Source organism: Kribbella swartbergensis (assembly GCF_054784135.1).
Window position 1 is genome coordinate 129,489 of record NZ_BAAGPM010000026.1, and the last position, 12,567, is coordinate 142,055.

Below are 12,567 nucleotides of genomic sequence, written 5' to 3' on the forward strand. Positions count from 1 at the left end.
TGATCGCCTTATCCGCGGGTCGCGCGGAGGGTCCTGCCAGAGGCGCTGCCGGGTCGTCAGCGCCGCGATCGCTCGTCGCGTTCGCGGCCTCGGCGGCTCGATCCGCGCCGGCCGCCGGACCGCTGGTCCGGCTTCTGCGGACTGACCGCACCCTGGGCGTGGGCTATCCCACGGTTGACCTGTTCCGGCGTCAGTTCGAGGCTCTTGCCCGACTTGCCCGTGCCGAACAGATCCTCGGGACTCATGCCGGCCTGCTTCGCGATGCTACGCATCGTCCCCGGTTTCAGGTCCTGGCCGCCGTGATTCGGGACGACGATCGTCTTGTCCGCCTTCCGGAACATCACGTGACTGCCCTTCTGCCTGACCTCAGCAAAACCGGCCGCTTCCAGATCCTTGGCCACTTTGCGGTACGGCTTGGGGCTCCAGCCGGCCGCCATCAGTCCACCTCGACGGTGAGGACCAGTTCCTCGGGTACTCCGACCTCCTCGACCAGGAAGGCGACGGCCTGGCGTAGGTCTTCGATCGCCTCTTCACGGGTGTTGCCCTCCCCGTTGGCGAACGCGTCCGGCGTCAGCGCCGCCGCGGCGCTCCAGCCGCCGGTCTCGTCCTGCTCGACGGTGTAGGGAACGTGGATCTGGCGCTTCATGCGGTCCTACTCCTGAGGGCGCGGGTCCGTGGACTTGCGGGGGCGGCGGGTGTACTTGGTGAAACCGGCGCGTTCGGCGTCGGCCTCGGTGCGGAACCAGACCTGGGGTTTGGTCCGGCCGTAGTACGGCGAGTCAGGGGTGTGGAACAGCATCGAGGTGGCGTTGCCCTTGATGGTGAACCCGTCCGGCGGACCCTGGTGCGGTACCGCGTCGGCCGAGCCTTCACCGTATCGCCCGGGCGGTACGTCGACGTGCACCTGCGCCAGTGTCCCGTCGGTCTCCTCGTCCTCCGCGTGGTCGAACAGCGTCGGCTCCGCGACCCGATCAGCCTCCATCCGCCGGCTGAACGCCGGCGCCTCCTCGACACGCCCAGTCTCCTCAACGGCCCCCACCGACTCGACGCGCTCCGTCTGCTCGACGGGCCGAGTCTCCCGCGCGGTTTCCGTCGGCTCGACGCGTGCCGTCTGCTCGACGGGTGGTGGATCCTCGACGAGGTCTGGTTCCGGGGGTACGTCGGTGGCGCGAGGCGGGCGTGGTTCCGCGGGCGCGTTTGCCGCTCCGACCGCGGCGCCGACGAGGACCTCTTCCTTCTCCTCCACCGGCTCCTCGACGACGGTGGCGTCGGCCGGCGCCGGGTGCTCACGCCGTACCAGCAGGAACCAGGTGATCGCGGCACCGAGCAGGAACGCGAGCAGGGACCACAGCCAGTTGTGGCGCAGCAGCCAGCTCATCGGCGCGCTCCCCGCGCCGGCAGCAGGCGATGTGCCAGCCACGCGGCCGCGCTGCCGAGCAGGAACGCGACCAGCAGCAGGATCCAGGTCTGTGCGATCAGCCAACTCATGAGTTCCCTTGCAGTACTCGAAGCTCGACCCGGCGGTTCGCGATCCGGCCGTCCGGGGTGTCGTTGGACGCGACCGGGAAGGCCTCGCCGTACCCGTGCGCGAGGAGCCGGTTCGCGGGGACGCCGAGCCGCACCAGCGTCGCCTTGACCGCGGCCGCGCGCCGCTCGGACAGCGGCAGGCTGTCGGCGGGGGAGCCGAGGTTGTCGGTGTGACCGGCGACCTCGACCCGGACGGACGGGCACGACTTCAGCAGCGCCGCGGCGCGGACCACGGACGGTTTCGACGCGTCGTTCACGATCGACGTACCGGACAGGAAGATGATCGGCTGCTGCCGGGTGAACTCCGACAGCCGGCTCCGGAACGTCCGGCACGCCTCGCTGACCTCCGGCTTCGGCGGCGCCGGGGTCTCCAGTTGATCGGCGATCACCGCACCCGGGACCGCTTTCGCCGCGGCTCGCGCGACCGTGGCCTTGGTGGCCTGGTCCGGCACCTTCCCGGTCAGCGTGATCGTCGTACCGTCGTACCGCACCGACGCGTCGCCGGTCCCGATCGCCAGTGCGTGGATCAGGGCCGACAGCGGGGCGGCGTCGGCCAGGCCGTTCGCCGCGTCGATCGTGGTCCGGTCGTCGAACTCGCGGTCCTCGCCGAGCACCTCGTCGACCTTGGCCGCGATCGCGTCCTTGACCGCCTTGTCCTTGACCGTCGCCTGCACGCGGATCGCGCTATTGGTCCGCCCGACCTCGAACGACGGCACAGCGGCGACCTCGGCGGGCGCCTCGGTCGGCGGGGGAGACGGTGTACCGCCTTCGACCCGGACCGCGCGGACACCGTCGACGCTCTCGAGGACGTCTTTGACCAGCGCCGGATCGACACCGGCGGGTACGGCGACGGTCGCGTCGCGGCCGTCCACCTCGACCTCGGTGCCGTGGATGCCGCGGGCCTGCAGTGCCGCCAGCGACCGATCCCGGAGTTCGTCCTCGGTGGTGCCCGCCTTGGCCGGAATCAGCACAGCGGTGAGCAACACGGGTACGGCGAGGGCCGCGAGCAGCCAGACGACGACCGGCCGCCGAACGTGTCCGGGCACTGTTCCTCCGTCGGATGCGGTCAGAGTGACCGTGCGCGAGGAGACTACTCCGCCGTGCGCTCGGTCCGCACACCCGGCCAGGGGAGCGGGCTGATGATCACGAGTACATTTTTATTCGGATTGTTTCTTTTCTTAAGCTCGTCCTCGGATGGTGTCCTGTCTCGGACAGGTCGCATATGTGCCAGCCCGGCGTGGAGGAAATCCCTTGACTTACTTCGCGCCGTAAAAGGTACTTGTGCCTGGCGTTTGACCAGGAGGGGGCTCGGATGTCGTCGGATTCGTCGTTGATCATCGGGGTGGCCACGTCCACGGCCGAACGGTTGCAACTCGTCCGGCTCCTGGGTGCGGCGGACGCCTTGCTGCTGGTGTCGAGCGCGGACCAGGCCCGCGCGTTCCTCGAACTCACCGCGACGACCTCGCCCGCGGGTCCCGTCGTACTCACGCCGACCGTGTTTCCGGCGGCAGACGACGAGACTGCTGCGGTTGCCCCGATCGAACCAGTGCCGAGGCCGGTTCCGGTGGCGGACGAGGAGCCGGAACTCTTCCTGGACGTGGACCGGCGGGTCGTGCGGTGGAAGGACCGTGAGGTGCCGCTGACCCGGCTGGAGCACGACTTCCTGCACTGCCTGGTGAAGGAGCCGGGCCGCGTCTGGACCTACCAGCGCCTGCACCACGCCGTCTGGGGCAACGAGCACCTCGGCCACGGGTCGCACATCCACTCGGTCGTCAAACGCCTCCGCCAGAAACTCGCCAACCTCGGCGCCACCGTCACCATTCACGCCGTCCGCGGCGTCGGCTTCCACCTCCTCCCGACCGCCTAGGCACCGAAGAACCGGCCCCACTCAGAATTCCGAGTGGGGCCGGTCTCAGGTGGTGAGTGCTAGCGGATGGACTTCAAGGCGAAGTCCTCGGTGACCGGTTCGCCGGCCACGAGCCGGGTGGTGCGGGTCTGGGGCCGGTAGCCGTCCTTCGCGGCGATCAGGGTGAGCGGGTTGTTGCGACGGTCCAGCCAGTAGGCGTAGTTGCCGTCCTTGTCGGTGATGAAGGTGTAGGACTGGGCCCACGAGTCGACCTGGACGATCGCCCCCGGGAGCGGAGCCGTGACACCGGACGGGCTGACGCCCGAAACGGTGCCCTGCAGCTTGCTCCAGGTCGTCGGCGGGGTGACGTTCATCGTCACCGCCACCGGTGCGACCTGGTACGGCGTGTTCTCGCCGATCGTGACCGACCCGCTGTAGGTACCCGGCTGGTCGACACTCGCGGCGAGCGTGACCTTGACCGTCGTCGACGCGCCCGGGGCCAAGGTCGCCTCGGTCTTGTCGATCGACAGCCAGCTCACGTCCGCCGACGACTCGGCGCAGTCCTCGAGACCCGGCAGGGCCTCGCTGTCCACCGTGGCGGTGAAGCCGCCGGAGGATCCGCCGACCTTGTAGAAGCCGCAGGCCGCACCACCGCGGTACCGCGGCAGGTTGGCGTTCGGCAGCGCCGACCAGGCATCGGCGGCCGGGTCGTAGGCGAAGCCGGCGTTGGTGACGGCACCGGCCTGGACACCGCCGACGACGAGCAGCTTGCCACCGGCGACGGCGTACGACGCCGCCCAGTGGTCCGACGGCGCGTCGGCGACCGGGGACCAGGCGTTGGTGCCCGGGTCGAACACGTACGCCGCCTTGTGCGATGTCGAGCCGTCGTTGCCGCCGGCGCAGTACAGCTTGCCGTCGATGGCGCCGCAGGACGCGAACGCGACCGACTTCGGGTAGTTCGGCAGGGTCTCCCAGCTGTTCGCCGCCGCGTCGTAGCGGACGACGGTGTTGCTCATCGGGAGGCAGCTGGAGGTCGTGCAGCCTCCGACGGCGTACAGCTTGCCGTCGACCACAGCTTGGCCGGCTGCGGCCCGCGGAGCCGGGTTGGCGGCCACCGGGGTCCAGGCGTTGGCGGCCGGGTCGTACGACCAGGTCTCCGCGGCCGGACCGGAGGCACCCCAGCCGGAGCCGGCGATGATCTTGCCGCCGACGACTCCGACGGTGATGGCGTTCCGGGCACCCGGCAGCGGAGCGATGGCGGTCCAGGCCAGCGTCGCCGGGTCGTACACGTAGCTGTTCGCGGTCGACGCACTACCGTTGCCACCGGCAATCGAATAGATCTTGCCGTCCAGGTTGACCACCCGGTTGTCCATCACGGTCGACGGGTAGTCGGCGATGTCGGTCCACGGCGCCGCGAGCGGCTTCGCGGCGGCCGGCGTACCGGCCGTCTTGCCCGACAGCAACTGAGCGAACGAGGTGGGCACTTCGAGCCGCTGCAGCGGGGCACCGGTGCTGTTCAGCACCTGGGTCTTGCTGGTGGTGGTGCCGTTCGCGTTCTGCAGCACGAAGCCGCCGTCGCGCTCACCGAACTTCACCTCGACCGGCGCGCCGCCGGTGTTGGTCACGGTGAACGACTTGGTCACCTTGCCGGTGGGCAGTTTCAGGTTGCCGCTGACGCTGCCCGGGGTGACGGTCAGCTTGCCGGCCGCCAGCGTGTAGTCGGCCGTCGTGGTCCAGTCCGCCTCGACCGGGACGGTCTGCGACGAACCGACGTAGTTGCCGGCCTTGGCGGTGAAGCCCTGGTCGCCGGCTTCGGAGGTGTAGAGCCAGTAGAAGCCGTCGTTCAGGCCGGTGTCCTCGGGCGTCGCCACGGTGGTGCCGGTCTCGGCGGCGTTGCCGTCACGGGTGACGACCGCACCGTTCACGAAGCCGTTCGTGTTGGCGTCCTTGACGTTGCCGACGACGATGCCGCCGCCGACCGGCTCACAGCTGACCTGGCTGCCGATCAGCACGTTGTCGACGATCCACCACCACTCGTACGAGGCGTTGTAGTAGTGGAACCGGACCTGGACGGCGGGCTTGCCGGCCGCCTGCGGGATCGCGATCTCCTTGACCCCGCGGGTGTCCGCGGCCTGCGTGAGCACCGTGGTCCAGGTGGCTCCGCCGTCGATCGACAGATCCACGTCGGCCTTCTCGCCGCCGAGCCAGTTGAGGTCCTGGTTGAACCGGATCACCGGAGCGGCGACCGCGCTCAGGTCCACGACCGGGCTGACCAGCGAGGTGTCCTGCGAACCGCCGGAGCCGTACTTGTCACTGTCGACGACCGCGAACTTGCCGGTGCCGCCGGCCAGGTTGCCCCGGTTGCCGGGGTCGTTGAACTGCCAGACCTGGCCGTTGCCCTTGTTGTCGACGACCGTCCAGTTGCCCGGCTTGGCGCCGGTGTCGAACGTCTCGAAGACGCCGTCCGAGCCCCAGGTGTAACCGGGCGCGGTGGTGCAGGCGTCAGTGCGGACCGGGACCGCGACGTTCTTGGTCAGGTTGCCGGCGCCGACCGTGATCGGCTGGCTGACGGTCTGGTAGCCCGGGTACTGCGACTCGATCTTCAGCGAGTACGACGCGTTCGACGGCACCTTCAGGCTGAACCGGCCGTTGCTCGGCGTCGTGTAGTCGAACACACCGCCCGGACCCTCGACGCTGACCTTCGCGTACAGCGGCCAGCCGTGGCCGGAGCCGTCAGTGACGGTGCCGCCGACGCTGACCTGCGGAGCGCTCTCCAGCGCGTAGTTCTTGGTCGTGGTGGTGCCGGTGGTGATCGTGGCGGTGTCGGTCTGGGTCTTGTACCCGAACGACGCCACGGTCAGGTTGTAGCTGCCGGCCGGCAGCACGGTCGAGAACGCACCGGTGCTGGTCGTGGTGACGACACGGTCCGGCTGGCCGGCCGCCTTCACCGTGACGCTCGCGCCGGCCAGCGGGGTTCCGCCGGTCGCCGCGGTGACCGTACCGGCCAGGGTGCCGGTGTCGCCGATCGGAGCGGCGTTCAGCAGAGCCAAGGCGTCCAGCCGGCCCTGACCGTAGACGTTGTTGTTCTCCGCGGTGCCACCGCACTGGCTGTCGGCCTTGTCGATCGCCGTGCCGTTGAGCAGCGCACGGGTCGCGTCGACGTCGCCCTTCAGCACCGGTGAGGCCGCCCACAGGAGTGCGACGGCGCCCGCGAGGTGCGGAGTGGCCATCGACGTACCGTTGAAGCTGGCGTAGCTGCTGCCGGGCACGCTGGACCGGACGTTGACGCCCGGGGCGGAGATGTTCGGCTTGATGGTGCCGTTCTGACCGACACCGCGGCCGGAGAACGACGCGATGGTGTTGTTGATGTCGTAGGCGCCGACCGAGTAGTTGCTGGTCAGGGAGCCCGGCGACCCGCTGCTCTGGCAGCCGAGGGAGCCGCTGTTGCCGTTCGCCCAGGCGCCGAAGATGCCGGACTGCTTCCAGGCGTTGGTGATGTCCTCCATGAACGGGTCGTTCGACGGCTGGGTCGAACCCCAGGAGTTGTTGATGATGTTCGGGCGCTTGCTGGCGTCCGGGTTCTGGCCGTTCAGGTCGGTCGGCTCGAGCATCCACTGACCCGACTCGATCAGCGCCGCGTCGCTCGGGCAGCAGCCGTTCGCCGCGATCCACTTGACCGCCGGCGCGACGCCGATCTGGTTGCCCGCGCCGTCGTCGCCGGCCATGGTGCCCATCGTGTGGGTGCCGTGGCCGTTGCCGTCCGACGGTGCGTTCGGCGAGGTGCCGGCCGCGTCGAACCAGTTGTAGTTGTGGTTGAACGTGCCGTCGCCGTTGTTGCCGCGGTACTGCTTCACCAGCGCCGGGTGGTCGTACTGCACACCGGTGTCGATGTTGGCGATGACGACGCCGGCGCCCTTGTCGCCGTACTGCGACCAGACGTCGTCGGCGTTGATGTTCGCGATACCCCACTCGAGCGCGTTGATCTCGTTGGCCCGCTCGGCCGGGGTGATCTTCGGGACCTCGACGACGGTCGGGTTGTAGAGCCCCTCGACCTCGCTGTGGTCGGCCAGGTTCCGGGCCAGCTCGAGCGTGCCGCTGGTGATGCGGATCGCGTTCGTGCCCCAGAAGGCCTTGTACTGCACGTTCTGCGCGTCCAGTTCGGCGCGGACCCCTGCCTGGCTCTGCGCGGCGGTCTTCTTCAGTGCCGCGGCGACGGCGGTGCCGCGCTCGTTCCAGTCACTGATCCGGCCTGCGGCGGTCAGGTCGGCCTTCGCGGTGAACCGGACCCAGTAGTCGGTCGCCTCCTTGGCGTCCTTGCCGTCCAGTTTCGCCAGCAGTTCCGGCTTGATCTTGCTCGCCGGTGCCGGCGTGGCTTCTGGTTTGGTGGGTGGTCCTGAATCGGTCACCGCCTGGGCCTGGCCGGCGGCGGCCATCCCGGTCGCGACGACTGCCACCGTCGCCAGGGCACCCACCAGAGATCTGGCGAGTCCCCTTCGTGGTTGATGTGACATCTCTGCAGCCCCTCACTGGTAACGACCCCGAGTCGACTCCCCCGAGTCATCTGGTGCAGAGGTACAGGCGGAGTTCGCCGGCCGGGCGGATGAACCGGTTGAGCGAACGCTGCGTGCCCCCCAGGTCGCGGCATGTGACACCGCGAGCCTGAGGTGGACCTTATGTGTCAGAACAACGCGGCAACAAGCACACTTCGTGAGCAAGCTGTGACTAGCTGTAGAACCGATCGGGGCAACGTGGTCAAACGTTGTCAGTTCGTTGACGATCCGAGGCAGGGTTGACATCGTGATCAGATGGTCACCGCCCGTGTTCCCGCCCCTGCGGACGTCGATCTGACCACGACCGACCGGAAGCCGTTCCCGCTGCTGATTGCGGTGGCAGCCTCCCCGGAGGAGCGTGTCCGGCTCGCCGAACTCGTCGACGACGTCGCGCCGTTGCTGCTCGTCTCCAGCCTCGAGGAACTGCGCAAGCTGTTGGAGCCCTCGCCATCACCGCCGCCGGCATCCGAACGTTCCGAGCCGCCGGATCCCGCGGAGCTCGGCTCGCCGGCAGTGAGAGCGTCCACGCTTGAGCCCGACGCCGACGCACTCACCGTCGACCGGATCCGATCCGTCGCCCGGTGGGGTGGTCGTGAGGTCCAGCTCACCGAGTTGGAGCACGACCTGCTCACCCGGCTGATGTCGGCGCCGGTGCGGGTCTGGACGTACGACGCCCTGCACCAGACCGTCTGGCGCAACCGGCACCTCCGCGGCACGGCCGACATCCACTCGGTGGTGAAACGCCTCCGCCGCAAACTCGACGACCTTGGCACCACGGTCACCATCGACGCGGTCCGCGGCACTGGTTTCCGCCTCACCGACCACCAACGCCCCACGATCACGAATCTGCGCGCGGGGTAGGTTCACCAGGTGTGACGTTCTCAGCGCTGAGCCATCTGGAGTGCCCGAAGTGCGGCCGGACGCACGACGCCGATCAGGTGATCGGGCTGTGCCCGTGTGGATCACCTCTGCTGGTGCGGTACGACGTACCGTCGGTGAGCCTGACCAAGGACGAACTGGCCGCGCGGCCGCCGGACCTGTGGCGGTATCACGAGCTGTTGCCGGTCCGTTCGCGAGAGAACGTGGTGACGCTGGGGGAGGGGATGACTCCCTTGCTGCCGTTGCCGCGGTACGGGCGGGAGATCGGGGTCGAACGGCTGCTGATGAAGGACGAAGGGCTGATCCCGACCGGCACGTTCAAGGCGCGCGGTGCGGCGGTCGGGGTGTCACGGGCGTACGAGCTCGGCGTACGGCGGATCGCGATGCCGACCAACGGGAACGCCGGGTCCGCCTGGGCCGCGTACGCCGCGCGGGCCGGGATGGAGGCGTTGATCGCGATGCCGGTCGCGGCACCGGAGATCTGCCGGCGCGAGGTGAAGGTCGTCGGGGCGCGGTTGCACCTGGTCGACGGGCTGATCGGTGACGCGGCGGCGTACATCCGCGAGCAGCAGGGGTACTTCGACGTCTCGACGTTGAAGGAGCCGTACCGGATCGAGGGCAAGAAGACGATGGGCCTGGAGATCGCCGAGCAGCTCGGCTGGCGGCTGCCCGACGTCATCCTCTACCCGACCGGCGGCGGGGTCGGCATCATCGGCATCTGGAAGGCGTTGACCGAGCTGCGCGAGCTCGGCTGGGTCGACGGCCCGCTGCCACGCCTGGTCGCCGTCCAGTCCACCGGCTGCGCGCCGATCGTCCGGGCGTGGGAGAAGGGCCTGCCGGAGAGCGAGCCGTGGCCGGATGCGAAGACGGTTGCCTTCGGCATCACCGTGCCGAAGGCGCTCGGCGACTTCCTCGTCCTGCGGGCGATCGCGGACACCGGCGGCTGTGCCGTTGCCGTCGACGACGAGTCGATCCTGGCCGAGCAGCACCGGCTCGCCGAGCTGGAAGGCACCTTCGTCTGCCCCGAAGGCGCCGCCACCCTCACCGCCGTCCGCCACCTCCGCACCACCGGCTGGATCCACCCCGACGACCAGGTCATCGCCCTGAACACCGGCCTCGGCCTCAAGTACCCGGAGACTGTTCCCCTGTCTTAATGGACCTGGCTCTCTCCCACCAGGTGGCGAGGACCAGACCGGTCACGGTGCCAAGACCGAAATACAGCACGTACTGGTCCTCCCGCAGCTCGCCGTCGATCGGCAGCACGAGAAGGACACAGAACAGCGAGAACGCGGCGCCGGCCAGGAGCAATCGCTCGGCCAGATCCCGTGGACTGAACCACTGCCACAACACGCCGACCAGTACACCGGCCAGCCCGAGCCCGCCGTACCACAACTCAGCGGTACCGTCGACCACCTCACCCGAGCCGGGTGCGATCGACCCGGCAGCCCGTCCGGCGATCACCGGGGCGAGCCAACCGGTTCTGCGACGGGTCTCCGCCGAGAGTCGTTCGAGAACGGGCATCCTCTTCCCCCACTTCGCCGTGGGGGAGAGGATCTCACGGATCAGGTCAGGCCTGGCCGCGGCGGACGGCGAGGATGTGGGCGGGGTCGCCGTTGGGGTCGAGTTTGACGTAGTTGTCCCGGCCCCAGCGCCAGGTGGAGCCGGTGATCTCGTCGTACACGGTGAAGGTGTCCTCGGGGCGCATGCCGAGCGCGGCCATGTCGAGGTGGACCATCGACTCGCGGACCGAATGCGGGTCGGTGTTCACCACCACGATGACCGTGTCGCTGTGCCCGTCCGGCCCGGTGATCCGCTTCGAGTAGCACATGATCGCGTCGTCCTCGACCGTGTGCAGGTGCAGGTTGCGCAACTGCTGCAGGGCCGGGTGCCGGCGGCGGATGTTGTTCAGCAGCGTCAGGTACGGCGCCAGCGTGCGGCCCTCGCGTTCGGCCGCCTCCCAGTCCCGCGGACGGAACTGGAACTTCTCGGTGTCGAGGTACTCCTCCGACCCCGGCCGCAGCGCGACGTGCTCGAACAACTCGTATCCGGCGTACACACCCCAGGTCGGTGACGACGTCGACGCGATCGCGGCCCGGATCTTGAAGGCGCCCGGACCGCCGTACTGCAGGTACGCGGTCAGGATGTCCGGCGTGTTGACGAAGAAGTTCGCCCGCAGGTAGTGCGCGGACTCCTTGGTCAGCTCCTGCAGGTACTCCTCCAGCTCCCACTTCTCGTTGCGCCAGGTGAAGTACGTGTACGACTGGTGGAACCCGACCTTGGCCAGTTCGCGCATCATCGGCCGCCGGGTGAACGCCTCGGACAGGAACACCACGTCCGGGTCGGTCTTGCGGATCTCGCCGAGCAGGTACTCCCAGAAGTTGACCGGCTTGGTGTGCGGGTTGTCGACCCGGAACACGGTCACCCCGTGCGAGATCCACAGCCGGACGATCCGCAGCACCTCGGCGTAGATGCCCTCGGGGTCGTTGTCGAAGTTGATCGGGTAGATGTCCTGGTACTTCTTCGGCGGGTTCTCGGCGTACGCGATCGAGCCGTCCGCCCGGACCGAGAACCACTTCGGGTGCTCCTTGACCCACGGGTGGTCCGGTGACGCCTGCAGGGCCAGGTCGATGGCGACCTCGAGACCGAGCTCGCGGGCGCGGCCGACGAAGTACTCGAAGTCCTCGAAGGTGCCGAGCTCGGGGTGGATCGCGTCGTGCCCGCCGTCCTCCGAGCCGATCGCCCACGGCGACCCAGGGTCACCCGGCTTCGGGTCGAGGGTGTTGTTCGGGCCCTTGCGGAACGAGTGACCGATCGGGTGGATCGGCGGCACGTAGATGATGTCGAAGCCCATCCGGGCGACCGCTTCCAGCCGCTTCGCCGCGGTCCGGAAGTTGCCCGAGGTCCACTTCCCGGTCTCCTCGTCGTACTTCGCACCCTCCGAGCGCGGGAAGAACTCGTACCAGCTGCCGTACAGCGCCCGCTGCCGGTCGACCCACACCGGGTAGGTCTCGGACGAGGTGATCAGCTCACGCACCGGGTAACGCCCGAGCGCGGCCCGGACCTGCGGCGAGATCCCCGCGGCCAGCCGGGCCTCCGGCGGCAGCGCGCCGTTGGCCAGTGCCTGCGCGGCGTCGCTCAGCGTCGCCCGGTCCGCCCGTACGACGGGGGGCACGCCGGCGGCGGCTCGGTCGAAGAACGCGGCGCCCTCGGCGAACATCAGGTCCACGTCGATCCCGGCCGGCACCTTGATCTCGGCGTTGTGCCGCCAGGTCCCGTACGGGTCGCTCCAGCCCTCGATCGCGAACGTCCACGCGCCCTGCTCGTGCAGCGTCACGTCGACGGTCCACCGGTCGGTGCCCTGCCCGACCGGGGTCATCAGCATCCGTCTCGTCTGTCCCGACGGTGAGGTCAGCACGACGTTCGCGTTCACCGCGTCGTGGCCCTCGCGGAACACCGTGGCGGCGATGGTGAACGTCTCGCCGACGGCGGCCTTGGCCGGATACGCTCCGGCGTCGACGGTCGGGCTGACGTCGGTGATCGGGATGCGCCCAGTCATGGCGTAGACGAACCTTCGCTTTCCGAATCGGATCCGGCGGATGGGGAACGTACCTGGAGAACTACAGGACTGACGTTATCGGTTCCCAGGCACACCGGGTGACATGCAGTGCAGTTTCCGTCCGCACGGTCCGGACACGGTTCGTTCCACAGCGTGGAACACCGGTGACCACTCCCCGGAAAGGTCTCTGCAAAATCTTGCTCGTGTTG

The 12,567-nt window shown here is 68.9% G+C and carries 10 protein-coding genes; 3 read left to right on the forward strand and 7 right to left on the reverse strand.

The window, feature by feature from the left end; genetic code table 11:
• Positions 1-56 precede the first annotated feature (56 nt).
• From ACYVOK_RS24700 to arfA, 4 genes are all read right to left on the reverse strand, one after another.
• Positions 57-437, reverse strand: coding sequence for a type II toxin-antitoxin system HicA family toxin (locus ACYVOK_RS24700; protein WP_460664910.1), 381 nt, complete (start codon positions 435-437; stop codon positions 57-59).
• Positions 437-646: a type II toxin-antitoxin system HicB family antitoxin gene (locus ACYVOK_RS24705; RefSeq protein WP_460664911.1), complete on the reverse strand. Its 210-nt coding sequence runs from the start codon at positions 644-646 to the stop codon at positions 437-439. Before ACYVOK_RS24705 ends, ACYVOK_RS24700 begins: the two co-directional genes overlap by 1 nt.
• A 6-nt stretch (positions 647-652) precedes the next feature.
• Positions 653-1,378: a sunset domain-containing protein gene (locus ACYVOK_RS24710; protein ID WP_460664912.1), complete on the reverse strand. Its 726-nt coding sequence runs from the start codon at positions 1,376-1,378 to the stop codon at positions 653-655.
• A gap of 106 nt (positions 1,379-1,484) precedes the next feature.
• Positions 1,485-2,573, reverse strand: a complete 1,089-nt coding sequence (arfA, locus tag ACYVOK_RS24715) for a channel-forming protein ArfA/OmpATb (protein WP_460664913.1) — start codon at positions 2,571-2,573, stop codon at positions 1,485-1,487.
• A 266-nt stretch (positions 2,574-2,839) separates the two neighbouring features.
• Between arfA and ACYVOK_RS24720 the strand changes: the two genes are divergently transcribed.
• Positions 2,840-3,394, forward strand: coding sequence for a winged helix-turn-helix domain-containing protein (locus ACYVOK_RS24720; protein WP_460664914.1), 555 nt, complete (start codon positions 2,840-2,842; stop codon positions 3,392-3,394).
• 59 nt (positions 3,395-3,453) lie between these two features.
• Here ACYVOK_RS24720 and ACYVOK_RS24725 read toward each other — a convergent pair whose 3' ends face one another.
• Positions 3,454-7,827, reverse strand: coding sequence for a S8 family serine peptidase (locus ACYVOK_RS24725; protein ID WP_460664915.1), 4,374 nt, complete (start codon positions 7,825-7,827; stop codon positions 3,454-3,456).
• A 351-nt stretch (positions 7,828-8,178) separates the two neighbouring features.
• On the opposite strand from ACYVOK_RS24725, the gene ACYVOK_RS24730 reads away from it, so the two are divergent.
• Together ACYVOK_RS24730 and ACYVOK_RS24735 are read left to right on the forward strand one after the other, a co-directional pair.
• Positions 8,179-8,784, forward strand: coding sequence for a winged helix-turn-helix domain-containing protein (locus ACYVOK_RS24730; protein WP_460664916.1), 606 nt, complete (start codon positions 8,179-8,181; stop codon positions 8,782-8,784).
• Between the two features lie 11 nt (positions 8,785-8,795).
• Entirely contained in the window at positions 8,796-9,956 is a 1,161-nt protein-coding gene (locus ACYVOK_RS24735; RefSeq protein WP_460664917.1) for a threonine synthase, read from the forward strand.
• Here the strand turns inward: ACYVOK_RS24735 and ACYVOK_RS24740 are convergent.
• Positions 9,925-10,263: a hypothetical protein gene (locus ACYVOK_RS24740; RefSeq protein WP_460664918.1), complete on the reverse strand. Its 339-nt coding sequence runs from the start codon at positions 10,261-10,263 to the stop codon at positions 9,925-9,927. The two genes, ACYVOK_RS24735 and ACYVOK_RS24740, sit on opposite strands and share 32 nt — an antisense overlap.
• Positions 10,264-10,369: 106 nt before the next feature.
• Positions 10,370-12,358 (reverse strand): alpha-1,4-glucan--maltose-1-phosphate maltosyltransferase, encoded by a 1,989-nt coding sequence (locus ACYVOK_RS24745; protein WP_460664919.1) that lies wholly within the window; start codon positions 12,356-12,358, stop codon positions 10,370-10,372.
• Between the last annotated feature and the right edge of the window lie 209 nt (positions 12,359-12,567).